Raw genomic sequence first — 24363 nt, 5'->3', positions numbered from 1 at the left:
CTGCCCACCACCCGAACACTCGATCGACGCCACACCACGTCCCCCTGCATGACGAGAAGGAGTCGACCCGACATGAGCTATCGGAATCTCGCGAGAATGAGCGCGGTGGTGCTGCTGGCCGCAGGCACCACCGCAGGCCTGGGCACCGCCGCGGCGGCGGACTCCACCACCGCCGAGGAGCCCGCCGCGGTCTCCCCCGGCCTGGTGTCGGCCATGGCCGCCGAGTTCGGCATCGACGAGCGACAGGCCGAGATTCGACTCGCCCAAGAGGCCGACGCGATGGCCGCGGCCCCGGCGGCGGAGACGGCGGCGGGTGACGCCTTCGGCGGCTCGTGGTTCGACCCGACCTCGGGCGACCTGATCATCGGACTGACCGATCCTGGTCAGGCCGACGAGGTTCGGGCGGAGGGTGTGCGCACCGTGCCGGTCGAGCACAGCCTGGCCACGCTCGACGCGGCCAAGGACGAGATCGACGCGCTGTCTCGCGTCGAGGCCGCCCCGCTCGGGATCGCGGGCTGGCGGGTCGACCTCGAGACCAACCGCGTCGTGGTCGACGTCGTCGCGGGCGCCGAGGGACCCGAGGTCGACGCCTTCCTGGCGGCCGCGACCGCGACCGGCCCGGTGACGGTGGCCGAGGTCGCCGAGGGCCCGGAGACGTTCGCGGCGGGCACCGTCGGCGGCGACCCGTACATCATCAACGGCAACACCCGCTGTTCGATCGGCTTCTCCGTGCACGGCGGCTTCGTCACCGCCGGACACTGTGGCCGCGTCGGCAGCTCGGTCACCGGTTGGGACGGCTCGGCGATGGGCTCCTTCGCGGGCTCCTCGTTCCCCGGCGACGACTACGGCTGGGTGCGGATCGGCCACGGCTGGTGGACCGAACCGGTCGTTCTCGGCTGGGGCACCGTCAGCGACGTGCTCGTCCGGGGCTCGAACGTCGCGCCGGTCGGCTCCTCGGTCTGCCGTTCCGGCTCCACCACCGGCTGGCACTGCGGGACCATCCAGGCCTTCAACGTCACGGTGAACTACAGCCAGGGTGCCGTGCACCAGATGACGCAGACCAGCGTGTGCGCCGAACCGGGCGACTCGGGCGGCTCCTACATCACCGGTGATCAGGCCCAGGGCGTCACCTCCGGTGGCTCGGGCAACTGCACCACCGGCGGCCGGACGTTCTTCCAGCCGGTGAACGAGATCCTGTCCGTGTACGGGTTGAGCCTGGTCACGGCCTGATCCGAGGTCGAGGCGTCCCGCACGGACGGGTGTGATCGTCTGCGGGTCGACCAGCACGCCGAGCCGGGGCGGCGCCGAGCACCAAGGCGGCGCCCCGGCCTCGTCGTGGGCCGACGTCACCGGGGCGGCGCGGGCTGTCGGGGCTGTCGGGGCTGTCGGGGCTGTCCGAGGTGACTTCGGGCGTGCTCCGCGACCGCAGGCGCGCAGACGTCCGGCGCTGCGGGACGGTGCTCGCGCCCCGATCACGGGTCGGTTCTCCTCGCCTGAAGCTCAGTGCGGAGCAGACCGGAACGGCAACGCCGGAATCAGGCCGGCGGGAACGCTTCGCGCACCACGACGTCGCCCGATCGAGCGAAGATCAATCGATGCCGAGGGCGCCCTGTCGATCACATGATGTGATCGCCGGGTGAGGATGTCACCGCTCCAGCAGGTGGCGCGGCGGTCACTGCTCGCCGCGGATCGCGCCGCCGGGGCTCGGGATTCGCTGTCGGCGGCCGCCGCGTGCCTGGACGAGGCTCTGCTCCTCACGACCGACGCACTCGCGGGAGCGACGGCGCCCGGCGTCGAACACGGGCTGATGCTCCTTCACCTGGCGCGCGAGACGATCACGGACGAGACGCTGCGCCTCGAACAGGCCGAACACGTCATCCTCGGCTTCCACGCCGCGCTGACCACGGGAGACCGTCCGATCACGGACCCGGCGGGCGGTCCCGAAACTCGTCGGGCGGATACGCCGGCGGCCGTCGAACAGCCGGATCGGAGGCCGTCGGCGGACGCCTCCCCATGCGGACGGGACCGGCCGGGCGTCGCCTCGACCCTGGGCAGGTGGCAGGGCCGCACGGCCACCGAGCATGTGCTCGACGAGGGTCGTGCCATCGGCAGAGCCCCGGCACGACGGAAGAAGGAGCCGATCCGCGAAGTACGCGCCGTCGAGGAGCTGGATCGACTATTCGACGATCTGTCGGTCAACGGGAGTGACGTGCAGCTCGACTCCTACATCGGACGGCTGCTCAGGCTGCCGGACGGCACGACGATCGGCTACCGCACAAAGTCCAAGACGACGGTCGAGCCAACGATCGACATCAAGATTCCCGGCGGTCGATCGCTGAAGATTCATGTGAACAAGCAAACGTGGAGTATCTGATGCTGGACGAACTGCGCACCGTGCTGCTCGACGCGGCCGAGGACGACTGGGTCTACTTCGCCGAGCTCGAGAGCATGATCCTGGAGATCACCGGCTCATCCGACGATCTGCTTCGCCGAGCAGGCGAGGCCGCCGTCCAATTCGTCCGCGACGGCACCATCATCCCCGGAACCCTCACCGAAACCCACGGCTTCACCCCCTGGCCCACCACACCCGACGAATCCGCCGACCGCATCCACCACGAGGTCACCACCATGATCCGCCACGGCCAAGACCCCCTGCCCGGCCAGATCTGCTGGTTCGACATCCCCGACCAGACGCCGGAGTGAACCGCCCAGCCGGCGTCGTACGCATCGGGACTCCGGTTCGACCGCCCAGGAGAGGCGAGCCGACGCGGGCGGCCACCGGCCGAGCGGCCGCGTCGCCCCGGCCCGAGCGCCCGCGTCGACCGCGCCGGGGCGGCGGCTATCGTCGGCGGCATGGAGCAGCGGGTTCTGGGCAGGACGGGTCGGCCGGTGTCGGTCGTGGGGCTGGGCACCTGGCAGCTGGGTGCCGACTGGGGCCGGGTGGACGACGACGCGGCGACGGCGGTACTGGCGGCGGCGGTGGAGTCGGGCGTCACGATGTTCGACACGGCCGACGTCTACGGTGACGGGCGCAGCGAGCGCCTGATCGGCCGATTCCTGGCCGACAACCCCGGTCTCGACATCCTGGTGGCCACCAAGGCGGGCAGGCGGGCCCCGCTGGACCCGGCGCGGTACACGGTGGACAACCTGCGTTCCTGGGTGGACCGCTCTCGGTCGAATCTCGGCGTCGAACGGCTCGATCTCGTGCAGCTGCACTGCCCGCCCACGGCCGTCTATCACTCCGACGGTGTGTTCGACGCGCTGGACACGCTGGTGGCCGAGGAGCGGATCGCCGCCTACGGCGTCAGCGTGGAGACGTGTGCGGAGGCGTTGACGGCCATCGCGAGGCCGGGCACGGCGTCGGTTCAGATCATCCTCAACGCCTTCCGACGCAAGCCGTTGGAGGAGGTCCTGCCCGCGGCGCGGCGCTCGGGGGTGGGGATCATCGCGCGCGTGCCCCTGGCCTCGGGGCTGCTCTCGGGCCGATACACCGTGAACACCGAGTTCGCCGTCGACGATCATCGGGCCTTCAACCGCGACGGCTCGGCCTTCGACGTCGGCGAGACGTTCTCGGGCGTCGACTTCGCCACCGGGGTGGCGGCGGCGCGGGAGTTCGCGGCGCTGCTGCCCGAGGGGAGCACGCCCGCCGAGGCCGCGTTGCGGTGGGTGCTCGACCAGCCCGGCGTGACCACCGTGATCCCCGGCGCGCGGACCCCGGAGCAGGCTCGGTCCAACGCCTCGGCCGCCGCGCTGGCGCCGCTGTCCGAGGCGGTGTCGGCGGGTGTGCGGGAGATCTACGACGAGCGTATCCGGGCGTCGGTGCACGGCCGCTGGTGATCCGGGCGTTCCTCGCCCGTCGACGCCGAGCCGTCGGAGTCGGCTTCGCGCGGCCGCATCCCACCCGCCATCAATTGCAAGCGACGACTTGCACGAGCGCGACTCTCGTGCAAGTCTGACCTTGCACATCGATAGGCATGTGCGGTCCGACGACCCGAAGGAAGACCATGATCCCCGAACTGATCCGCCGTGAGATCCACATCGCCGCGCCGCGCGATCGCGTGTGGACGGTGCTCACCGAGGCCGACCACCTGGCCGCGTGGTTCACCTTCGACGGCGCCGAGATCGACCTGCGGCCGGGCGGCGCGCTGGTGCTGCGTTGGAAGGAACACGGCGCCTTCCACGGCGTCGTCGAGGCGGTCGAGCAGCCGCACCGGCTCGCGTTCCGCTGGGCACTGCTCCCGGACGTCCCGGCGGGAGAAGGCAACGCCACGCTCGTCGAGTTCACCCTCGTCCCGGACAGGGAGGGCACGCGCGTGCAGGTCGTCGAGCGGGGCTTCCGCGAACTCGCGGGGTCCGACGAGGAGCGCTCGCGGCATGTCCGGGACAACGAGCAGGGCTGGGAGGGCGGATTCGCAGGTCTTCGCGACTACGTGGAGTCGCGGACGGCATGACGGAGGAGGAGACCCTCGCGGCGCTGGCCGATCCGACACGACGCCGCATCCTCGACGAGCTCGCCACGCTCGGTGAGGCCAGCGCCACCGCACTGGCCGCACCGCTGCCGGTGAGCAGGCAGGCCGTCGTGCAGCACCTGGCGGTCCTGGAACGAGCGGGCCTGGTCAGCGGCCGCCGCCACGGCCGCGAGGTCCGATTCACCGTGCGACCGGATGCCCTGACCAGCACCGCGAGCTGGCTCACCCGGCTCGCAGACCGGTGGGACGCGCGTCTGATCGCGATCAAGCGGCTCGCCGAGGGCGACGCGACGGACGTCGGCGCGGGCGACGAACCGACGACCGAGGCCGGGAACGCGGACTGATCGACGCCGCACACCATCCCAGGCGGCGCACCGGTCGGCCAGCCGGCCGGACGACGGGGCAGCCCGGCCTCCCACCCAGGAGGCCGGGTCTTCGACGGCCCGCACCACTCGACGTCGTCGTGTCGGGCGCGTCACCCGTCGCGCTGCCGCCCGCTCGTTCCATCGGCTCCACTCGATCGATATCTTGCAAGAATAGAACACGCGTTCGATAGTCGTGTCATGGTCATTCTCGTGCTCACCGTCCTCGCCGCCTACGCCCTGCTCGCCACACACACGGTGTTCGATCTCAGGGCCGTCGGAGTCCTCCGGCCGGGTTCGCATCCGGGATCGTTCCGTCCGGAACAGTCCCGGCCTGCCCGGCGCGGGCGCCTCAGCGGGTTGATGCTCGTCGACACCGCCGCGTCGGCTCGGCAGCCCCGGTGGCGGACACCAACCGCCGAGCAGGGTGCGGTGGTCTCGGTTCTGGCGGGAGCCTCCGGCGGCTCCCTGGTCGCGAGCCCAGGCGCGACCACGCGCCGCGGAGCACCCTGCCCCGGTCCGGTGCCGAGGGTGCGGTCGCAAGCCGAGGCGGGCAGCGCCGTCCGACTACGCGCGCCGCCCGCCGGTGACCCTGCGGCCTGTGGTCCTGCTGATGGGGCGGCGGCGCCGACGGCCGTCGTGCACCGCGCGCACCGCGATGTCAGGGCATCTCGGCGCGATACCGGTCAGTCTGCCGCCTTCTCAGCCGCGCTCGGCGCCGTCGATGCGGTACCGCAGCAGGGCGCAGTCACCGACGGCCCGCGTCTCGACCAGGGTCATCCGATTCGCCGCGTCCTGTGGGAAGGCGGCCGGCCCGACGAATCGGGGCGCGGCGGCGTCGCCGACGAGGAACGGGGCGATCACCAGGTGCAGCTCGTCGACGAGGCCCGCGGCCAGGAACGCGGTGTGCACCCGGCCGCCGCCCTCCACCATCAGCCGTCGCACCCCGCGCGCCGCGAGATCCGCGAGCAGGACGTCGAGGTCCAGCGGGTCGCCCGCGTCGATCACCGAGGCCGCCGATCCCATCCGGGCCGTCACCGCCTCGGCTTCGCCGCTCGGCACGTACACGAGCCGCGCGGCGTCTCCGACGGTGAAGAACCGAGCCGTCGGGTCGAGCTCACCCGAGGCCGTCATGGTCACGCGCACCGGGCTCGGCGGCAGCCCACGCCGCACCCGCTCCGCGCGGCGGCGCTCCGAGCGCACCAGCAACCGGGGGTCGTCCCGACGAATCGTGTTCGCGCCCACCAGGATCGCGTCCACGCCGGCGCGTACCTCGTCCACCCGGTCGAGGTCGGCCGCACCGGAGAGCAGCAGGCGTTGCCCGCTCGCGTCGTCGAGATAGCCGTCGACCGAGCACGCCGCCGAGGCCAGCACATAGGGGCGAGGTGACACGCATTCCCCTTCCACGCGAGAAGGCGGGCGGGCGGCCCGCCGTCACCGACTGATCGGACGGCCCCGACGCGGACGAGGCCGTCGGTTCCAGCGCCTACGGCGCCTGGGCGGATCTCACGACGCCACTGTTCGCCATTCCACGTCGGCCTGAAACACGGCAGAACGTCCCGAGGCCGCCCGGTAGACTTCCCGACCATGGCACCGCCCGCTAAGAAGGTATCGCTGACCGGTATCAAGCCCACCGGCGAACCGCATCTCGGCAACTACATCGGCGCGATCCGCCCGGCCCTGGAACTGACCGCCGACTACGAGTCGATGTACTTCATCGCCGATTATCACGCCCTCACCACGCTGCGTGATCCGGCGCTGCTGCGGCAGTACACCCGATCGGTGGCCGCCACCTGGATCGCGGCCGGGCTCGACCCCGAGCGCACGCTGCTCTACCGACAGTCCGACGTGCCGGAGATCTTCGAGCTGAACTGGGTCATGTCCTGCCTCACCGGCAAGGGCCTGATGAACCGGGCGCACGCCTACAAGGCCGCGAGGGATCGCAACGAGGAGGCGGGCCGCGGCGACCTCGACGCCGGGGTCAACATGGGACTGTTCAACTACCCCGTGCTGATGGCGGTGGACATCCTGAGCATGAACGCCGACGTGGTGCCCGTCGGCAAGGATCAGGTGCAGCACGTCGAGATCGCCGCCGACATCGCGGGCTCGTTCAACCACGCCTACGGGTCGAGCTATCGGTTCACCGTGCCCAAGGCCCTGGTCCCGGCGGCTGACGACGGCCGGACGCTTCCCGGCACCGACGGCCGCAAGATGAGCAAGTCCTACGACAACACCATTCCGCTGTTCCTGCCGTCGGGAAAGCTGAAGAAGCTGGTCCGTCGGATGCCGACCGACAGCACCCCGGTGGAGGAGCCGAAGAACGCCGACGAGTCCTCGGTGTTCCAGATCCTCGCGCAGTTCGCGAGCGAGGAGGTCACGACCGACACCCGGGCACGGTTGGCGGCGGGCGGAGTCGGCTGGGGCGAGCTGAAGAACCAGCTGTTCGAGGTGCTCGACGAACAGCTGGCGCCGATGCGGGAGCGCTACGACGCGCTGATCGCGCCGGACAGCGAGTTGGACTCGATCCTCGCGGCCGGGGCGGCGAAGGCTCGGGACCGAGCCGTGCCGGTTCTGCGTGAGGTCCGTGCGGCCATCGGAATCTGAAGTCGCACGGCGGCGGGCGGTTCACGACGCCGAGCGGCCCGCCGCAGGCGACCACGGGCGGCCCGCCACCGACCACACCGAACGCCGCCTGCCCGTGGCGCACGATGCTCAGCGCCCCGCCGTCCATCAGGCCGAGCGGCCCGCCGCCCACAGGGATGAACGGCCCGCCCTGACCACGTTGCGCGGCCGGCCGCCGCTCACGACGCCGAGCGGCCCGCCGCCCACCACACTGAGCGGCCCGCCGCCCACCACACTGAGCGGCCCGCCGCTGTGACGCGCTCTTCGCGACCGGCCCCGCCGACGACGCCCGACCTCCTCTGGTACGTCAGCTACGGCAGCAACATGTGTGCCGACCGCCTGCGGTGCTATCTGGCGGGCGGCATCCCGCCGGGGACGACACACCGTTATCCGGGTTGCCGCGACCCACGACCGCCGCGCGCCGGCGTCGGCTGTCTGTTGCCGGGCGGCGTGTACTTCGCCACCGAATCCCCGGTGTGGGGCGGTGGACGGGCCTTCTACGATCCCGAGCTCCCCGGCCCCGCCGCCGCGCGGGCATACCTCGTCACCGCCGAGCAGTTCGCCGATCTCACCGCACAGGAGATGTACCGCGAACCCGGCGCCGATCTGGATCTGCGTCCTGTCCTGAGTTCGGGCAGACAGCACCTCGGCCCCGGTCGTTACGAGACCCTGCTGCACGTCGGTGAGCGCGACGGTCTCCCGATGCTGACCTTCACCGCGCCGTGGCGAGCCGCCGAGGTCGACGGCGTGGCACCCTCGGCCGGCTATCTGCGGATGCTGCGCTCCGGGCTCGGTGAGGCACACGGCTGGGACGTCGATCGGTCGGGGCGTCATCTGGCCACGCTGCCCGGTGTGGGCCGCTGGACGGCGCGCTCGATCGCCGAACTCTGAAAAGACGTCGTCCGCCCCCGTGGTCGCCCGCGAGGTGGGGCACGGGGATCGGGGAGTCAACCGAGTCGACCGTTCGTGCGACCTGCGGCACCGCGCCGCTCAGGAGGCCCTGCTCGACCGGCTGTCGGCGAATCGCGTGACGTAGCGGCGCTGCCAGGGTGTCTCGACGGCGTGCCGGTCGTAGTGCTGCCGGACATAGCCGACGGCCGCCTTCGGCGGCACCCCGTCGATCACCGCCAGGCAGGCCAGCGCGGTGCCGGTTCGACCCCGGCCGCCGTCGCAGGCGATCTCCACCCGCTCGGTGTCGGCTCGCCGCCAGGCCTCGCGGAGAAGCTCGCGGGCCAGCGCTCGATCTCGGGGCAGCAGGAAGTCCGGCCAGGGCAGCAGTCGGCTCTCCCAGGCGACGGGCGGCGGCGTCCTGCCCAGCAGGTAGACCGCGAAGTCGGGTGTCGGCCCCGATGGCAGCGGCCTGCGTAGCCCTCGGCCTCGGACCAGCCGTCCGGAGGGCAGCCGGAGTACGCCCGGACCGTCCGGCGACCAGTGATCCAGCACGCGACCGACTCTAGACTCGCCCGGCCGCGTGGCCGACGGGCGATGAGCCCGCACCTCGGCCGCCGTCGACGGCGAGAATCTGTTCGGCCCTGGGCAGGAGGTCCGGAGCCGGACGGCGACAGCGCGACAGCGCCGATCATGTCTGCGGAGACCGATGCCTTGGTACAGCAGGGCTCCACCACGAGTAGAAGGTGCGGCCGGCTCCGCCCGCAGGGGCGCGACGGGCGACAGTCCGACGCAGGGTGGCCATGGGCTACAACCCGACGCGGAGATGCGCCGGGCGACAGCCGGAGGCCAGAGGCGAGGGGCCGACGAGCGACTGCGCGACGGGTGACGAGCCACAACCTCGAACCTCAGCGCACAGCGCAGCACGCACAGCGCATCGCGGCAGATGAGTTAGGACGACGACGCGAGATACGCCGCCGACGAGACGCCCGACACCCGACACCGACGCGACGACGCCGCTGGGCGGTGCCCGTCGGACGCTCGTGAGTTCCGGGCAGGGCCGCGCGCGGACGGTCGGGGGCGCGGGTGTCGATCACCGCGCCGGACTCGGCCGTCCGGTCAGTCCGGTGCCCGGCCGCCACGGGTTCCGATGCCGATGTGACGGAAACCCGCCTCGGCGAGGATCACCTCGTCGAGCAGGTTGCGGGTGTCCACGACGACGGGCTGTGCCGTGGCGGCGGCCAGCAGTGGCCAGTCCAGGTCACGGAACTGCGGCCACTCGGTCAGCACCACCAGTGCCATCGCGTCGTCGGCGACGGAGTACGGATCGTCCATCACCCGCACTCCGCTGCCGGCGTCGAGGGCGATCCGGTCGGCGGCGCTGATGCCCGGATCGTGCGCGCGGATCAGCGCACCCTGCCTGGCGAGCGCCTGCACCACGGCGACGGCGGGGGAGGCCCGTAGATCCCCGGTGCCCGCCTTGAAGGCGAGTCCGAGCACGCCGATCCTTGCCCCCACGAGCGAACCCGCCGCGGAGCCGGTGACCGCACAGCGCACCTTGCGCACGACCATCGACTGCTGCCGGGTGTTGATCTTGACCGCGTCCCGGACCAGCGCGAAGTCCACGCCCGCGGCCTCGGCCGCCCACAACAGCGCGCCCGCGTCCTTCGGCAGGCACGAGCCGCCCCAGCCGGGCCCGGCGGCGAGGAAGTCCGGGCCGATCCGGTCGTCGAATCCCATGGCCCGCGTGACCTGTGTGACGTCGGCGCCGACTCGTTCGCAGAGGTCGGCGAGGACGTTGGCGTAGGAGGCCTTCACCGCGAGGAAGGCGTTGCTGGCGTACTTGGTCACCTCGGCGGTGGCGGGATCGGTGTGCAGGACCGGCGCTCTGGTGGCCGCGTAGAGGGCGGCCACTCGCTCGGCGGCGGCGCGCTGACCGGCGTCGGCGCCGATCACGACGCGGTCGGGACGCAGGAAGTCCGCGACGGCGTGCCCCTCCCGCAGGAACTCGGGATTGCTCACCACCGGAAGGTCGGATCGGCCGAGAAGGGCGGGAACGCGCCGGGCCGTGCCGATCGGGACGGTGGACTTGGTGACGACGACGCTGCCCGAGCGCAGCACCCGGCCGAGGTCGGCGAGCACCGTGTCGAAGGCGCCCAGGTCGGCGACGCCGCCGGGGCCCATCGGAGTCGGCAGGCAGAGCAGGACGATCTCGACGTCGGTGAGCGCGGCGACGTCGGTGGTGAATCGGAGTCGCCGTTCGGCGATGCCCTCGGCGACCAGCTCGGCCAGTCCCGGCTCGACGAGGGCGACCTCGCCGTCACGCAGCCGGTCGATCTTGGCCCGGTCGTTGTCGACGCACGTCACGGTGCGGCCGAGCCGGGCGAGGCAGGCCGCGCTGGTGAGCCCGACGTATCCGGCCCCGACGACGCCGACTCGGCTATCCATGGATCTCCTGTTCGCGCAGGAGCCCGTCGACGGCGGCCAGCACCCGGCCGGGCAGCAGCATCAGCAGTCCGGGGTCGGGGTGGTCGGCGTGTGGGTCGCCGACGTCGCCGACCCAGAGGGCGACGTGTTGTGGGGCTGCGGGCGGCGGCCCCCACAACTTCGGGGGCGTCGGGCCGAACAGCAGCACGGACGGGGTGCCGAAGGCGGTGGCCAGATGACCGACACCGGTGTCTCCGCAGATCACCAGGGCCGCCTCGGCCACCAGGGCGGCGAGTTCGTCGAGCCCGGTTCGGCCCGCGAGGACCGCCGAGTCGGGCAGGCCTGCCTCGGCGGCGACCCGGGCGGCGAGTGCTCGCTCGGCCGGGCTGCCGGTGACCACGACGCGGTGTCCGTCGGTACGCAGGGCGCGGGCTACCTCGGCGTAGCGCTCGGGCGGCCAGCGGCGGGCCGGATAGGCGGCGCCGGGGTGCACGACGATCGCCTGCGGACGCGGACTCGACACGGGCGGGGCGGGCAGCCCGAGGTCGTCGCGCCGGGCCTCGATGCCGGCGAAGTCCAGCAGCCTGCACCAGCGGTCGACCTCGTGCACGTCCGCACGCCAGTGCAGGCCGGGCTGCTCCCCGACCTCGGGGTGTCGGTGGGTGAGCACCTCCCCCGGGCGTTGCGCCAGCAGGTCGCGGATGCTCTGCGGTCCGCGACCGTGCAGGTTCACCGCGAGACTCGGCGGCGCGCCCTGCCAGTCCAGCGCGCCGAGGCCGTCCGTGGGCAGCAGCTCGTCGACCGCGTCGACCATGTCGACGACGGCACGCAGGCCGCCCGGCGCCGCGAGCACCAGCCGCGCCTCCGGGTGGGCACGGCGCAGTGATCGCAACGTCGGGACTCCGGTCAGCAGATCGCCGAGTCCCAGCGCACGCAGGACCAGGATCGACTCGGTCAGGGCCACGATCCCTCTTCCGAGGAGCACACGACCAGCTCCCGGATCTCACATCCGGGCGGCTGACTCAGCACGAAGGCGACGGTCCTGGCGACGTCCTCCGGCTGGTTCAGCCGGGCGTCAGGCGGCGGCTTGTACTGCTCGGCGCGGTCGTCGAAGAAGGCGGTGTGCATGCCGCCGGGGATCAACAGCGTCACGCCGACCGCTCCGGCGGTCTCGGCCGCCAGCGCCCTCGTGAATCCGACGACGCCGAACTTGGCGGCGCAGTACGCCGTCGCATCGCCGACCGCTTTGATCCCGAGGGTGGAGCCGCAGGTGACGACGGTGCCGCGGCTCTCCTTCAGGAAGGGCAGGGCCGCGCGGACGACGGCGACCGTGCCGAGCAGGTTGACCCGCACGACACGTTCCCAGTCCCCTGCGGAGACCACGTCCAACGCCCCGCAGGCGTCGATGCCCGCGGCGGTGAAGACGCCGTCGAGTCGGCCGCCCGCTCGGTCCACGAGTTGTCGGACCGCGGCCTCGGCCGAGGCGGTCTCGGAGAGGTCCGCCTCGACGAACTCGACATCCGCGGCGGGTCTGGCCCGGTCGATCACGAAGGGCGTCCCGCCCTGTTCCCGGACGACGGCGACGGTCGCGGCGCCGAGCCCGGACGCGCCGCCGGTGATCAGGATGTTGCCGAGGCCTGCCATCGCACACTCCTCTGCTGTCGGGATTCGGCCGCTGTCGGGATTCCGCCGCCGTGGTCGCGGTCAGCCGCTGACCTGTGCGGCGGCCACCAGCCGCGAGGTCGAGTAGCCGTGAACGGTCGGGATCAGCACGGTCTCGCCGCCATGGCGGTGCACGACCTCGCTCTCCGGAAGCGGGGCACCCGCGTAGTCGCCGCCCTTGACCCAGACGTCCGGGCGCAGCCGCTCCAGCAGGGCGACCGGCGACGGTTCGTCGAAGATCGCGACCGCGTCCACCGAGGCGAGCTCGGTGAGCAGCCGGGCCCGGTCGCGTGCCGGGAGGATGGGGCGGCCGAGGCCTTTGAGCCGCCGAACGGAGTCATCGGAGTTCAGGCAGACGATCAGCGCGTCGCCCAACGCCCTTGCCTGGCGCAGCAGGCTCACATGGCCGGGATGCAGCAGGTCGAAGCAGCCGCCGGTGGCCACGACCCGTCCGCCCTCGGCGCGGATTCCGGCCGCAACGTCGAAGGCCGAGCCGAGTCGCGGAGGCGTCGGCCGTGTCGGGACGACGGGGTCGACGGGGACGGCGGGGTCGACCGGGACGGACAGCGTGCAGGCGCCGCCCGCCACGATGAATCGGGCAGCCGCCGCGACGGCGTCGGACACCGCCTCGGCGACGGTGGCACCGGCAAGCAGGTTCGCCGAGACGGTGGCGGCGAAGCAGTCGCCCGCCCCGCACGTGTCGGGCTCGGCCGACGACGTGATCCGCGCGTCCACGGGCACCGGCACCGTGCGCACTCGTCGACCGTCGGCCAGCACCGCGCCCGCCTCCCCGGTCGTGACCGCGACCGAGTGAGCGAGCCAGTCGTCTCGCAGGTTCGCCGCCAGCTCGACGACGTCCGGTCCGGCGGCGTCCCGTGCGACGGCGTCCCGTCCGGATCCGGGGGCGGCCGGTCCGGGTCGATGAAACAGGCGTGCCTCACTGAGGTTCGGGGAGATCAGCCGGGCGCCCCGCGTGGGTGCCGGGCCGCGCGGATGCGGGTCCCACACGATCGGCACGGTGGGCGCCAGCTCGGTGAGCGCCCGCCGGACGTCGGGATGCCCGGCGACCCCGCCGCCGTAGTCGGCGACCAGGATCGCGCCCGCGCTCCGCAACGCCCGTTCCACCTCGGCATCCACCGGCGCCGGATCGGCCGTTCCGTCGCCGGTGTCCAGCCTGACCAGCGACTGGCCGCCCACGAGCACGCGGGTCTTGCGCACCGTCGTGCCTCGGAGCGCCACCGACAGCACCGTGAGCTCCGACGACAGCAGGTCGAGCAGCGCGCGCCCCGTCTCGTCGTCGGCGACGGCGGTGATCAGCAGGACCTCGTCGGTCGACCGCGCGGCCAACAGTGCCGCCAGCCCCGCCCCGCCGGGCCTGCGCAGTTCTCGGCGCACGTCCACCACGGCGGCGGGCGTGCCGGGACACAGTCGGTCGACGGTGCCGTCGACGTCCACGTCGAGCATCACGTCGCCGAGCACCACCAGCGGCTTCACACCGGCACCCCCAGGGCTTCGTCGAGCACGAGACACAGGGCGTGCACGAGCGCCAGGTGCACCTCCTGCACCGTGGCGACGTCCGGCGCGTCGACGGTGATCGCGTCGTCGCACAGCGCGGCCAGCGGGTTCGGCGCGGGCCCGGTCATCGCCCAGGTGGTGACCCCGACGTCCTGGGCCGCCTTCGCGGCGGCGACGACGTTCTCGCTGGTCCCGCTGGTGGACAGCAGGACCAGGATGTCGCCGTCTCTGCCGTGGGCCCGGACTTGGCGGGCGTAGAGCTCGGCGACGCCGTAGTCGTTGACGATCGCGGTGCACGAGGACGTGTCGGCGTGCAGGGCGACGGCTGCCAGGGGCCGCCGCTCGTTGCGGAAGCGGCCGACCAGCTCCCCGGTCAGGTGTTGGGCCTCGGCGGCGCTTCCGCCGTTGCCGCAGGCGAGCAGTCTGCCGCCGTCGCACAGCACCTCCGCCAGGCCGCTCCCCCACCGTCGCAGGATCGGCGCGGCGGAGCCCATCCGGCTCAGCGCCGCGCTCAACGCCGCGAAATGCTCCTCGATCACGACACACCTCCGGTCGTCAGGCGGCGCTGCGGCCGTTCTGTGATTCCCGCGGCGAGTCGCACGGTCGCGGCGACGACCTCCTCGGGATCGATCGACTCGAGACACGGATGACCTGCGACGGGACACTCCCGCGCCCGGCTGCCCCGGCACGGCGCGTCCTGATCGCCCAACACGACGGTCGGCACCCCGTGGGGGGCCCATCGCCCGGCGGGCACGACGGGCGCGAACAGGGAGACGACCGGGGTGCCCACGGCGGCGGCCAGGTGCGCGGGCCCGGTGTTGGGCGCGACCACGACGCCGGCATGGGCGAGGACGGCGGCGAGTTCGGCCAGCGTCGTCCGGCCGCCGAGGTCGATGCCGCCGCCCCGCGCCACCGCCGCGGTGAGCCCGCCGTCGCCGGGTGCTCCCGTGACCACCACCCGGTGTCCGGCGGCGGCGAACGCGGCGACGACCGCGGCCGAACGGGACGCCGACATCTGGCGGGCCGGGACGGAAGCACCGGGATGCACCACGACGTAGCCGGGCGATCCGGTGAGTTCACGCAGTTCGGGCAGCGGCACGCGCACGGCGAGGGTGCCGTCGTCGCCCGGCGGCAGCGCGAATCCGGCGGCCTCGGCCAACGACAGGGCGCGGTCGCTCTCCGGCGGATCGCCGTCGACACGGTGCCGCAGGTCGAGCAGGGAGCCCGGATAGTCCGCCGAGATCGCCCCGATCCACGGCACGCCCGCCATGCGCAGCAGCAGGGCCAGCGGCAGCGGCGACTGGTGGTACGAGGTGAGGACGAGGGCGCGATCCACCCGGCGCCGCCGGAGATCGGCCACGAGGGCGTGCACGTCGGCCTCGATCAGCGGGGGCGGCTCCGGGTCGATCCACGGTGCGCACCACGTCAGCACCTCGTCGACGCCGGGCAGCAGCGCGCCCGCGGCGGCACCGCGCGGTCCGGCCAGCAGCGTGACCGACTCCGCGCCCGCGGCCACCGCCCGCAGACACGGGCCCGCCAGCAGGACGTCGCCGACGCTGTCCATCCGAGCCACGAGCATCCGCGGGCTCATCGGACACCCGCCAGGGCCAGTGCGACGGCAGCGACGATGTCGTCGGCCACCGCCGCCTCCGCTCGTGCCCGGACGACCTCCTCCGGTCGGGTGCGGGCCGTCGGGACCAGGATCGCGCGCGCGCCCGCCGCCGCCGCGGCGGCGATGTCCGCGCCCGTGTCACCGATGACCACGCAGCGTTCGACGGGCACGCCCAGGTCCTGGGCCGCCCGGAACACCATGCCGGGCGCGGGTTTCCGGCACTCGCAGCCGTCGTCGGGGCCGTGGACGCACACCTGCCAGGTCTGGAAGGGGCCGAGCAGGTCCTCCACGCGCGCGTTCACCTCGGCGAGCTGGTCGGCGCTGATCAGACCGCGCGCGACTCCCGACTGGTTGCTCACCACGCCGAGGCGGAGGCCCGCCGCCCGCGACATCCGCAGGGCCTCCTCGGCCCCCGGCATCGGCCGCACGCCCGCCGGATCGGCGAGGTAGGGGACGTCGCCGATGAGGGTGTCGTCTCGGTCGAACAGCAACGCCTGGGGCGGCAGCGGCCCGCCACGCCGGGCCGCCCGATGTCGGACCTCGCCGCGCAGCCGATGCAGGCACGCGGCGGGCGGGATCAGCACGCTGGTCAACACCATCCGGCCGATCTCCGCGGGCGTCCGCGGCCCCGGTCGGATGCGTCGTGCGGCGAACTCGGCGGTGAGTGCCGCCCAGCCTGCGGCGCAGCCGGCCGCCGCTCGTCGTCGTCCGACGGCGGCGAGGAGTCCGCCGAGCACCGCCGCCCCGGTGGTCAGCACGTGCAGGGGAAGCCTGCCGGGGCCCTCGCCGATCAGCTCCCGCCAGCGGCGGCCGTGTTCGATCCGCATCAGCACGTCGTCGGCATTGCCGCGTTGGGCGCGGACACTGGCGAGCGTGCCCGACGGCCGCACGGGGTGCGTGGTGCGTCGGGCACCTCGGACGACGGCGTAGCCCGCCAGCCGCACGCGCAGGGCGAGATCGGCGTCCTCCCGGTAGGCGCGGGGGAACCGCTCGTCGAAGCCGCCGACCGCCGCCAGGGCGGACCGGCGATACGCCATGTCGGCGGTGATCCAGCGTGCGTCGGCCAGGCCTGCCGTGCCGCGCTCGTCGTCGGTGGGCCGCCGGTCGGCGGGAAGGGGCACCACGATCTCCGCTGTCGAGGCGCCGACCAGGTCGCCGAGCCCGGTCAGATCCGCCGTCAGCCGCGCGGGCCAGTCGACGCCGGGAACCACATCGTCGTCCAGAAAGGCGATCCACTCCGCGTCCGAGTGCCGCCAGCCGGTGTTGCGGGCGGCGGCGGGACCCCGGCCGCCGGAGCGCAGCAGCCGAGCCGACGGCAGCAGGTCCAGCTCCGCACCGCCGGGCCGGTCGTCGACGACGATGATCTCCCTCGGCCGAGGGCCCATGGCCGTGTCCAGCGCGGACAGCAGTCGCCAGAGGCTCTCGCGGCCGGTCGTGGGGATCACCACGCTGTAGTCGATCATGGCCGACGCACCAGGAACGGGCCGATCGCCAACAGGTCGACCGGCGCGGAGCCGAAGCACTCCAGGGCGTCTCGCGGGGAGTCCACCATCGGTCTGCCCGCCGTGTTGAGGCTCGTGTTCACCACCACCGGCAGTCCGGTACGGGCCTCGAACTCGGTGAGCATGCGGGCGGTCAACGGTGCCTGCGCGGGGTCCACCGTCTGCACCCGAGCCGTGCCGTCGACATGGGTCACCGCGCCGATGCGGTCCCGCCACCGTTCGGCGACGTCGTGGACGAACAGCATGTACGGGCTGGGCAGCGGGCCGCGGGTGAAGATCTCGGCGGCACGGTCGGCGAGGACCATCGGAGCGACCGGTCGGAACTGCTCCCGGCCCTTCACGTCGTTGAGCCGTTCCAGGTTGCGCTCGGGCCCCGGGTTCGCCAGCAGCGAGCGATGGCCGAGCGCACGCGGGCCGAACTCCGCGCGGCCCTGGAACCAGGCGACGATCCGATCCTCGGCGAGTGCCGTCGCCACCTCCGCCGCGACGTCCGCCGGGCGTTCGTAGCGGAGGTCCGCCGTGCGCAGCACCGCCTCGATCTCGTCGTCCGTCCACTCCCGGCCGAGGTCGGCACCGGTCATCGGCGCGGCCCGCTCGCCCAGTTCGGCGGCGAGCTGGAGGGCCGCGCCCAGCGCGGTTCCCGCGTCGCCGGAGGCGGGCTGCACCCAGATCCGGTCGAAGGGCCCCTCGGCGAACAGCCGCGTGTTGGCCACGCAGTTCAGCGCGATGCCGCCCGCCATCGCCAGGTCGGACCGGCCGGTCTGCGCGTGCAGCCTGCCGATGAGCTCCAACAGCACGTCCTCCAGGCGGCGCTGCACGCTGGCCGCGAGATCGGCGTGTGCGGAGTCCAGCGCGACCCCGTCACCCGCTCTCGGCGCGAAGTCGTTCCAGGGGATCGGCTCGGTGCGGAACCCGCCGTCGCCCGTGGTGCGGACGAGTTCCTGAAACGCGGCGAGAAAACGGGGCCGCCCGTAGGAGGCGAGCGCCATGACCTTGTACTCATCGCTGGACCGGGCGAAGCCGAGATGCTCGGTGAGGTCCTCGTACAGCAGGCCGAGGGAGTGCGGCAGCCGTTGGGTCGCGGCCTCGACGAACTTGCCGTCGCGGTACTCGCCCGCCAGGAAGGACGTGCTCTCGCCGCGGCCGTCCGCGACCAGGACGGCGCAGTCGTCGAAGGGCGCCGCCAGCGCGGCCGAGGCGGCGTGCGCGACGTGGTGGCGGACGAAGCGGACGATCGAGGGGTCCAGCCCCGGCAGCGCGGCGCGCAGGAACGCGGGTGCTCGGCGTGCGTAGTCGGTGCGCAGCTCCTCACTGCCCGCGTCCAGTCCGCCCAGCGAGTGGTCCACCAGGTCCGGGTCGTAGGAGTAGCCGACGGCGTCGAGCTGGTCCGCGCGGATTCCCGCCCGGCGCAGGCACCAGGCGGCGGCCTGTTCCGGCAGCTCCCAGGCGGAGAACGGAACGGGCCGCTTCCCGTGCTTGCGTCGGCTGAACCGCTCCTCCTCGGCGGCGGCGACGATCTCGCCGTCCACGACGAGCGCGGCGGCCGGATCGTGGAAGATCGCGTTGATGCCGAGAACGCGCATCGAGCCACTCCTCCTCGCTCGGGGCGGGTGTCGAAGCCCTGCCGTGTCGGCCCCTGCCGTCCGACCTGGTCGTTTCGTCCTTCCGGGTGAGCTGGCCGTAGCGGGTGACACCTCGTCGGGCGGTCTGCCGAGCGCCCGGTCACCTCTATAGCGATGCCCGACCGGATCGGCGGTAAACCGGTCGAACGAATCCAGGCGCGCGCCGGCGTCAGGAGACCGCCCCCGACCGCTCGTGCCGCGCCGCGAACCATCGGATCGTCCTGGTCAGTCCCTCGGCGAGGCCGACCTGTGGCCGCCAGCCCAGTTCCCGTCGGGCGAGGCTGATGTCCGGACAGCGCCTGCGAGGGTCGTCCTCGGCGGCGTCGACGAACGTGACGCCCGCGCTCGTGCCTGCCGTCACGCCTGCGGCCGCGCGGACGGCGTCGGCCAGGTCCCGCACCGTCAGCTCCTCGGGGTTGCCCAGGTTCACCGGGCCGGGCACGTCCGAGACGGCCAAGGCGAGCAGCCCGCGCACGGTGTCGTCGACGTAGCAGAGCGAACGGGTCTGCGTCCCGGAGCCCGCCACCGTCAGCGGTTCCCCCGCCAGCGCCTGTCGGACGAACGTCGGCACCGCTCGGCCGTCCTGGGCACGCATCCGGGGCCCGTAGGTGTTGAAGAGTCGGGCGATCCCGGTGTTCGCGCCGCGCTCGCGTCGGTAGGCGGCCGTCAACGCCTCGGCGTACCGCTTCGCCTCGTCGTACACGCTGCGCGGCCCGATCGGATTGACACAGCCTCGGTAGTCCTCCGGCTGCGGGTGCACCTCCGGGTCGCCGTAGACCTCGCTGGTGGAGGCGAGGACGAACCGGGCTCCGGCCCGCACGGCCACGTCGAGCGCGTGCGCGGTGCCCAGCGCACCCGCCCGCAGCGTCTCGATCGGCAGCCGCAGATAGTCCGGCGGAGACGCGGGCGAGGCCAGATGGAAGACGACGTCCAGGCGGCCCGGCACGACGAACGGCTCGGTGACGTCGTGCCGGATCAGCTCGACGCCGGCCCGCGCTCGCAACTCGGCGACCGTGTCGGCCGCCGCCGTCGAGAAGTCGTCGAGCACGACGACCTCGCAGCCCCGCGCGAGCAGCAGTTCGTCGAGGTGCGAGCCGACGAAGCCCGCGCCGCCGGTCACCAGCGCCCGTTCGATGCGTCGCGTCACGTCTTCGGCTACCCGACGGCCGCCGCCTCACACGTGTGGCGCCGCGCGCGGCGGGTCGGGCGGCCCGGAACCGTGCCTGACGAACCCCGTGCACGACTGGAGCCGGTGCCTGTCGGTCGGACCCCGTGCCAGTCGAACCCCGTGCCGGTCGGACCGGGCCTCATGCCCCACGAGCGTCCCGGCGCGCGGCCCGCCGGGTTGGACCACGCCGGCCGCGGGTATGCGGCGTGCATGCGAGTACGTCGCGGGCGGCTCGACCCTGGTGGTTCGCCAGGGCCCCCAGACGTGCCGCGCCCTGCCGGCTCGGCGGACCCCGGCGTCGCGACCGGCCCGGGAGGGCGGGCACGGCGCCTGCCGACCGACGAGGAGACGGCCCGGTGAGCACGCCGCGGACCACGGTGGTCATCGCGACCCGGAACCGAGCCGCCGAGCTGCATCGCACCCTCACCCGGGTGCGGGCGCTGCGCCCCGCGCCGCCGATCATCGTGGTGGACAACGCCTCCTCCGACGACACCGCGGCCCGTGCCGCCGGGGTCGCGGGGGTCCGGGTGATCCGGCTTCGCCGCAACCTCGGGGCCGCGGCCCGCAATCTGGGCGTGGCCGGGGCCGTGACCCCGTTCGTCGCGTTCGCCGACGACGACTCGTGGTGGGCCGAGGACGCCCTCCCCGTGGCGGAGCGGCTGCTGACCGCCCATCCCAGGGTCGCCCTGCTCGCCGGGCGGACGCTGGTCGGCCCGACCGACGCCGACGATCCCGTCAACCGGCAGCTGGCGGACAGCCCGCTGGGGCAGGCGCCGGACCTGCCCGGCCCGTCGATCCTGGGCTTCCTCGCCTGCGCGGCGATCGTCCGCAGGCAGGCGTTCCTGGAGGTCGGCGGCTTCTCCCGGCTGCTGCACTTCGGCGCGGAGGAACGTCTCCTCGCCGTCGACCTCGCGGCCCGCGGCTGGGCGCTGTGCTACGCCGAGCAGGTGCGGGCCCACCACCATCCTTCGAGCACACGACCGCCCCCGGCATGGCGGGTGCGGATCGAGCGACGCAACAACGCCCTCATCGACTGGCTGCGCCGGCCCTGGCGCCGCTGCCTCGCCGAGACCGGCGGCCTGCTGTGGGCGGCACCGCGCGACGGCGAGAGTCGGCGCGTCGCCGCGGGAGTGCTGCGCCGCCTGCCCGCCGCCCTCGTCCGGCGAAGCCGACTGCCGCCCGAGATCGAACGGCAGGCGCGCACCCTGGAACACTCGGACGGGGAGGAGCCGAGCCCATGACGGCGGACCGCATCACCGTCGTGATCATCACCCGCGATCGGCGCGAGCAGCTGCTGGAGACGCTCGCGCAGATGACCGCGCTGCCCGACGCGGCGCCGATCATCCTGGTGGACAACGGCTCCACGGACGGCACCGCCGACGCGGTGGCCGCCGCGTATCCCGAGGTCGGGCTCATCCGATCGGCTCGCAACCTCGGCGCAATCGGTCGCAACCTCGCGGTCCGCCGGGTGCGCACCCCGTACGTGGCGTTCTGCGACGACGACACGCGCTGGCAGCCGGGCGTGCTGACCCGCGCCGTCACGCTGCTCGACCGGTGGCCGGGGCTGGCCTCGGTCACCGGCCGGTGCCTGGTCGAACCGGATCTGACGGAGGACCCGATCACCCCGGAGATGCGCGACTCGCCGGTGGCGGGCCCGGACTGGCTGCCGGGGCCCGCGCTGCTCGGCGTGATGGCCGGGCTGTCCGCCTTCCGAGTCTCCGCGTTCACCCAGGTCGGCGGGTTCTCCTCCCGGATGTGGCTCGGCGGCGAGGAGGAGCTGCTCGCCTTGGATCTCGCGTCCTTCGGCTGGTGGATGTGCTGGGTGGAGGACATGGTCATCCACCACGCGCCGTCCCGGCAGCGCGACGCGCGGCAACGGCGACGACTCGGCATCCGGAACACCCTGTGGACGCTGTGGCTGCGGCGTCCGCTGCGCAGCGCGCTCCGCCGCAGCGCGGCCGTCCTGCGTTCGGCACCCGCCGACCGGGCCACGGCGTCGGCCGTGGCCGCCGCCCTCCGCGGGCTGCCGTGGGTGCTGCGGGAGCGGCGGGTGGTGCCCGCGCGGGTCGAGGCGGGACTGCTGCGGCTGGAGGAGTCCCAACGACGGTCGACGGCCCGCCGCTACGTGGGGTGAGTCGGCTGCGTGCCCCGACTGGGCCGCCTGGGCTGGCGCGGCCGCACGGGCTCACACGACTGGTCGAACGGACGCGGACGGACGGGACTCACCACACGACGTCCTCGACGGGCACCGTCAGCGGCGAGCACAGCTGCTGATAGACCCGCAGCGTGTCCACGGCGATCCGATCCCACGAATAGCGCAGCTGGACCCGCCGTCTGCCCGCCAGACCGTAGCGCCGCCGCGTCGTGGGCCGGATGAGCAGTTCGTGGACGGCGCTCGCGAGTGCGTCGGGATCGTTCGGCGCCACCAGGACTCCGGTGGACCCGTCCACGACGGTGTCGACGAGGCCGCCCACCGCCGCCGAGACCACCGGAATCCCGCACGCCATCGCCTCCAACGGGGTGATGCCGAACGGTTCGTACAACGGCGTGCAGACGACGACGTCGGCCGAGCGCAGCAGGGCGGGCATCTCCCCCGTGGGCACCTGCCCGAGCAGCACGAGCCGGTCTCGCACACCCAGCAGCTCCGCCAGCCGCTCCAGGCGCTGTGCCTCGGGGTCCACGTCGAGCCTGCCGTCCTCCGGCCCGCCCGCGATGACCAGTTCGGCCTCCGGCAGCGCGGTCAGCGCGGTGACGGCGACGTCGAAACCCTTGCGCGGCACGAGCCTGCCGACGCTGACGATCCGGTGCCGCGCCGACGGCGGGGCGTGCGGCCCCACCGGTTGGAAGCGCTCCAGGTCCACGCCGCAGGGCACCACCGAGGTCTTGGACCGCGAGACGTGCATCGCGGTCAGCTCGAACACCTCGTCGGAGCAGGTGGCGATGACCCGGTCCACGCGGTGGGCGATCTCCGCCTCCAGCCTGGCCCGCTCCGGCGGGCTGGTGTCCGCGGCGCCCTGGTGTCGGCGCTTGACGGCCCCGAGGGCATGGAAGGTCTGCACCACGGGGATGCCCGTCCCCTCGGCGGCCAGCATCGCGGCGAGCCCGGACATCCAGAAGTGCGCGTGCACCACGTCGGGACGCTCCGCCGCCAGGTGTGCGCGCAGGACGGCGCCGAACTCCCCCATGTGCGGCAGCAGCCGGTCCTTGGGCATGGTGACCGGCGGGCCCGCCTGCACATGGATGACGCGGACGCCGCTGTCGGTGGTGATGGCCTCGGGCGCGACGAGGCTCTCCCGCCGCGTGTACACCGTCACCTCGTGGCCCTGTCGGCACAACGCGGCGGACAGCTCGGCGACGTGGACGTTCTGACCGCCCGCGTCGACTCCGCCCAGCGCCGCAAGGGGGCTCGCGTGCTCGGACACCATCGCGATCCGCATCCGGTCTCCTCCCGGCGGGGAGGCGCGGCGGGTCATCGCACGACCTCCGTGAGCAGGGCGGTCCAGTCCCGGGCGAAGCGATCGAGCCCGTAGCGCGCCAGCGCGTACTCCCGAGCGGTGCGGCCCGCGAGCACCGCGAGGTCCGGTTCGTGCAGCAGTTCGCGGAAGGCCCGCACGAGCACGGACACGTCGGTGGAGACCGCGCCCGCCTCGGCGGGCACGGCCATCGTCGTCTCGGTGGCGGCGAGCACCACGACGGGCATCCCCAGGTGCATCGCCTCCAGCAGGGACAGCCCGAGCGAGGTCCAGCGGGCGGTGTGCAGGTACACCCGGCGGCGGGCCATCTCCGGGTGCAGGGCGGCATGGTCGAGGTCGTCGATGCCGCGCACCGGGTGGGCCGCGGCGGCGGCCGGGGCGAACTCGGCGGCGCCGATCCCGTAGAGGTCGACCGGTCCCGCGTCGGCGAAGACCGTCAGCAGGTCGCTGCCGGTGACCCGCGCGCGGCGGCCGGGTTCGTTGATCAGCGCGACGCCGTGCGGCAGCTCCCCGGTGTACCGGTCGCCGGGGTCGACGATGCCGTGCTGGATGACGTGGGTGGGCGCCGAGCCGTTGTCCCACATCAGGTTGTTGAAGTGGGTGACGTGCACGATCGGGATGTCCGTCCGGTCGGCCAGCGGATGCCGGGCCGCCGCCGGGTCCGCTCGCGGCACGTTGTGCTCGACGTAGACGGCGGGGACGTCCCGGCCCGGTCGCCTGCCCAGCCACTCCGCCACGAGATCGATCTCCTCGGGGCGCTGGAGGATCACCACGTCCGGGTCGACGTCGCGAAGCTCGGCGGGCGCCACCTCCGTCGTCGTCGCCCAGTCGCGACCGCAGCGCCCCCGGCCCCAGGGCCCGCCGTCGGCCAGGGTGGGCAGCAGGCAGCGATGCGGGCCCCGGACGAAGGAGTCCGTCCACGACCCGTGCACGTGCCACAGAAGCACGTTCAGCCCTGCGCCCGACGCCGTCACGTCCTAGCAGTGCCCGGCGCGATCCCGGCGAAACGCCGCGGGTCTCGGCTGCTCGCGCCGACCGGCC

General features: G+C 73.4%; 23 protein-coding genes. 10 read left to right on the top strand and 13 right to left on the bottom strand.

All coding sequences use genetic code 11. The annotated features are described in order from the left end of the window. Nucleotides 1–72: 72 nt before the first annotated feature. The 6 genes from AHOG_RS09850 to AHOG_RS09825 all read left to right on the top strand — a co-directional run bounded on the left by AHOG_RS09850 (nucleotide 73) and on the right by AHOG_RS09825 (nucleotide 4813). Nucleotides 73–1230 (top strand): S1 family peptidase, encoded by a 1158-nt coding sequence (locus AHOG_RS09850; protein ID WP_093941088.1) that lies wholly within the window; start codon nucleotides 73–75, stop codon nucleotides 1228–1230. A gap of 406 nt (nucleotides 1231–1636) precedes the next feature. After that, nucleotides 1637–2374 carry a hypothetical protein gene (locus tag AHOG_RS09845; protein WP_157736742.1) on the top strand — a complete coding sequence of 246 codons (738 nt, stop codon included), beginning with the start codon at nucleotides 1637–1639 and terminating at the stop codon, nucleotides 2372–2374. Then, nucleotides 2362–2703, top strand: a complete 342-nt coding sequence (locus tag AHOG_RS09840; RefSeq protein ID WP_245856669.1) for a hypothetical protein — start codon at nucleotides 2362–2364, stop codon at nucleotides 2701–2703. Before AHOG_RS09845 ends, AHOG_RS09840 begins: the two co-directional genes overlap by 13 nt. 150 nt (nucleotides 2704–2853) lie before the next feature. Continuing rightward, entirely contained in the window at nucleotides 2854–3837 is a 984-nt protein-coding gene (locus tag AHOG_RS09835) for an aldo/keto reductase (RefSeq protein WP_093941086.1), read from the top strand. Between the two features lie 167 nt (nucleotides 3838–4004). After that, a complete protein-coding gene (locus AHOG_RS09830) occupies nucleotides 4005–4451 on the top strand; it encodes an SRPBCC domain-containing protein (protein WP_093941085.1) in 447 nt (148 codons plus the stop codon). Beyond that, complete coding sequence (locus AHOG_RS09825) at nucleotides 4448–4813, top strand: ArsR/SmtB family transcription factor (RefSeq protein WP_093941084.1); 366 nt, start codon at nucleotides 4448–4450, stop codon at nucleotides 4811–4813. The genes AHOG_RS09830 and AHOG_RS09825 overlap by 4 nt, the downstream gene beginning before the upstream one ends. A gap of 720 nt (nucleotides 4814–5533) precedes the next feature. Here AHOG_RS09825 and AHOG_RS09820 read toward each other — a convergent pair. Then, nucleotides 5534–6223, bottom strand: a complete 690-nt coding sequence (locus tag AHOG_RS09820) for a RibD family protein (RefSeq protein WP_093941083.1) — start codon at nucleotides 6221–6223, stop codon at nucleotides 5534–5536. A 195-nt stretch (nucleotides 6224–6418) separates the two neighbouring features. Here AHOG_RS09820 and AHOG_RS09815 point away from each other — a divergent pair, with 195 nt between their 5' ends. Beyond that, the gene (locus AHOG_RS09815) at nucleotides 6419–7435 is read left to right on the top strand and encodes a tryptophan--tRNA ligase (protein WP_093941082.1); all 1017 of its coding nucleotides are present in this window, start codon (nucleotides 6419–6421) and stop codon (nucleotides 7433–7435) included. Nucleotides 7436–7777: 342 nt separating this feature from the next. Next, the gene (locus AHOG_RS09810; protein ID WP_211290565.1) at nucleotides 7778–8344 is read left to right on the top strand and encodes a histone deacetylase; all 567 of its coding nucleotides are present in this window, start codon (nucleotides 7778–7780) and stop codon (nucleotides 8342–8344) included. 99 nt (nucleotides 8345–8443) lie between these two features. Here the strand turns inward: AHOG_RS09810 and AHOG_RS09805 are convergent, their stop codons facing one another. From AHOG_RS09805 to AHOG_RS09760, 10 genes are all read right to left on the bottom strand, one after another. Further along, entirely contained in the window at nucleotides 8444–8896 is a 453-nt protein-coding gene (locus AHOG_RS09805; RefSeq protein ID WP_093941080.1) for a protein-tyrosine phosphatase family protein, read from the bottom strand. A 564-nt stretch (nucleotides 8897–9460) separates the two neighbouring features. Next, on the bottom strand, nucleotides 9461–10789 hold the full coding sequence (locus tag AHOG_RS09800) for a UDP-glucose dehydrogenase family protein (RefSeq protein ID WP_093941079.1): 1329 nt from the start codon (nucleotides 10787–10789) through the stop codon (nucleotides 9461–9463). Then, on the bottom strand, nucleotides 10782–11732 hold the full coding sequence (locus AHOG_RS09795; RefSeq protein WP_093941078.1) for a glycosyltransferase family 9 protein: 951 nt from the start codon (nucleotides 11730–11732) through the stop codon (nucleotides 10782–10784). The genes AHOG_RS09800 and AHOG_RS09795 overlap by 8 nt, the downstream gene beginning before the upstream one ends. Further along, on the bottom strand, nucleotides 11723–12412 hold the full coding sequence (locus AHOG_RS09790) for an SDR family oxidoreductase (protein ID WP_093941077.1): 690 nt from the start codon (nucleotides 12410–12412) through the stop codon (nucleotides 11723–11725). The genes AHOG_RS09795 and AHOG_RS09790 overlap by 10 nt, the downstream gene beginning before the upstream one ends. 60 nt (nucleotides 12413–12472) lie before the next feature. Further along, nucleotides 12473–13924: a PfkB family carbohydrate kinase gene (locus tag AHOG_RS09785; RefSeq protein ID WP_093941076.1), complete on the bottom strand. Its 1452-nt coding sequence runs from the start codon at nucleotides 13922–13924 to the stop codon at nucleotides 12473–12475. After that, the gene (locus tag AHOG_RS09780; RefSeq protein WP_169725834.1) at nucleotides 13921–14484 is read right to left on the bottom strand and encodes a D-sedoheptulose-7-phosphate isomerase; all 564 of its coding nucleotides are present in this window, start codon (nucleotides 14482–14484) and stop codon (nucleotides 13921–13923) included. The genes AHOG_RS09785 and AHOG_RS09780 overlap by 4 nt, the downstream gene beginning before the upstream one ends. After that, the gene (locus AHOG_RS09775; RefSeq protein WP_093941075.1) at nucleotides 14481–15536 is read right to left on the bottom strand and encodes a glycosyltransferase family 9 protein; all 1056 of its coding nucleotides are present in this window, start codon (nucleotides 15534–15536) and stop codon (nucleotides 14481–14483) included. Before AHOG_RS09775 ends, AHOG_RS09780 begins: the two co-directional genes overlap by 4 nt. Next, nucleotides 15533–17020 carry an HAD-IIIA family hydrolase gene (locus AHOG_RS09770; protein WP_093941074.1) on the bottom strand — a complete coding sequence of 496 codons (1488 nt, stop codon included), beginning with the start codon at nucleotides 17018–17020 and terminating at the stop codon, nucleotides 15533–15535. Before AHOG_RS09770 ends, AHOG_RS09775 begins: the two co-directional genes overlap by 4 nt. Next, nucleotides 17017–18642, bottom strand: a complete 1626-nt coding sequence (locus tag AHOG_RS09765; protein WP_093941073.1) for a carbamoyltransferase family protein — start codon at nucleotides 18640–18642, stop codon at nucleotides 17017–17019. The genes AHOG_RS09770 and AHOG_RS09765 overlap by 4 nt, the downstream gene beginning before the upstream one ends. 208 nt (nucleotides 18643–18850) lie before the next feature. Further along, nucleotides 18851–19828, bottom strand: a complete 978-nt coding sequence (locus AHOG_RS09760; protein WP_093941072.1) for a GDP-mannose 4,6-dehydratase — start codon at nucleotides 19826–19828, stop codon at nucleotides 18851–18853. 377 nt (nucleotides 19829–20205) lie between these two features. On the opposite strand from AHOG_RS09760, the gene AHOG_RS09755 reads away from it, so the two are divergent. Together AHOG_RS09755 and AHOG_RS09750 are read left to right on the top strand one after the other, a co-directional pair. Continuing rightward, nucleotides 20206–21090, top strand: a complete 885-nt coding sequence (locus AHOG_RS09755) for a glycosyltransferase family 2 protein (protein ID WP_093941071.1) — start codon at nucleotides 20206–20208, stop codon at nucleotides 21088–21090. After that, entirely contained in the window at nucleotides 21087–21983 is an 897-nt protein-coding gene (locus AHOG_RS09750) for a glycosyltransferase family 2 protein (RefSeq protein WP_093941070.1), read from the top strand. The genes AHOG_RS09755 and AHOG_RS09750 overlap by 4 nt, the downstream gene beginning before the upstream one ends. Before the next feature lie 88 nt (nucleotides 21984–22071). Here AHOG_RS09750 and AHOG_RS09745 read toward each other — a convergent pair whose 3' ends face one another. Together AHOG_RS09745 and AHOG_RS09740 are read right to left on the bottom strand one after the other, a co-directional pair. Beyond that, a complete protein-coding gene (locus AHOG_RS09745; protein WP_093941069.1) occupies nucleotides 22072–23286 on the bottom strand; it encodes a glycosyltransferase in 1215 nt (404 codons plus the stop codon). 32 nt (nucleotides 23287–23318) lie between these two features. Beyond that, nucleotides 23319–24275, bottom strand: a complete 957-nt coding sequence (locus AHOG_RS09740) for a glycosyltransferase (protein WP_093944318.1) — start codon at nucleotides 24273–24275, stop codon at nucleotides 23319–23321. Nucleotides 24276–24363 lie beyond the last annotated feature (88 nt).

The organism is Actinoalloteichus hoggarensis (genome assembly GCF_002234535.1).
GTDB lineage: Bacteria > Actinomycetota > Actinomycetes > Mycobacteriales > Pseudonocardiaceae > Actinoalloteichus_A > Actinoalloteichus_A hoggarensis.
Note: the sequence above shows the minus strand (reverse complement) of the source record. Positions and strands in the feature narration are given on the sequence as shown.

Bases quoted from the DNA above. Each gene is read 5' to 3' on its own strand.
- AHOG_RS09745 (WP_093941069.1), bottom strand. From the start codon at position 23,286: ATGCGGATCGCGATGGTGTCCGAGCACGCGAGCCCCCTTGCGGCGCTG.
- AHOG_RS09835 (WP_093941086.1), top strand. From the start codon at position 2,854: ATGGAGCAGCGGGTTCTGGGCAGGACGGGTCGGCCGGTGTCGGTCGTG.
- AHOG_RS09790 (WP_093941077.1), bottom strand. From the start codon at position 12,412: ATGGCAGGCCTCGGCAACATCCTGATCACCGGCGGCGCGTCCGGGCTC.
- AHOG_RS09810 (WP_211290565.1), top strand. From the start codon at position 7,778: ATGTGTGCCGACCGCCTGCGGTGCTATCTGGCGGGCGGCATCCCGCCG.
- AHOG_RS09800 (WP_093941079.1), bottom strand. From the start codon at position 10,789: ATGGATAGCCGAGTCGGCGTCGTCGGGGCCGGATACGTCGGGCTCACC.
- AHOG_RS09825 (WP_093941084.1), top strand. From the start codon at position 4,448: ATGACGGAGGAGGAGACCCTCGCGGCGCTGGCCGATCCGACACGACGC.
- AHOG_RS09775 (WP_093941075.1), bottom strand. From the start codon at position 15,536: ATGAGCCCGCGGATGCTCGTGGCTCGGATGGACAGCGTCGGCGACGTC.
- AHOG_RS09750 (WP_093941070.1), top strand. From the start codon at position 21,087: ATGACGGCGGACCGCATCACCGTCGTGATCATCACCCGCGATCGGCGC.
- AHOG_RS09830 (WP_093941085.1), top strand. From the start codon at position 4,005: ATGATCCCCGAACTGATCCGCCGTGAGATCCACATCGCCGCGCCGCGC.
- AHOG_RS09850 (WP_093941088.1), top strand. From the start codon at position 73: ATGAGCTATCGGAATCTCGCGAGAATGAGCGCGGTGGTGCTGCTGGCC.
- AHOG_RS09815 (WP_093941082.1), top strand. From the start codon at position 6,419: ATGGCACCGCCCGCTAAGAAGGTATCGCTGACCGGTATCAAGCCCACC.
- AHOG_RS09770 (WP_093941074.1), bottom strand. From the start codon at position 17,020: ATGATCGACTACAGCGTGGTGATCCCCACGACCGGCCGCGAGAGCCTC.
- AHOG_RS09765 (WP_093941073.1), bottom strand. From the start codon at position 18,642: ATGCGCGTTCTCGGCATCAACGCGATCTTCCACGATCCGGCCGCCGCG.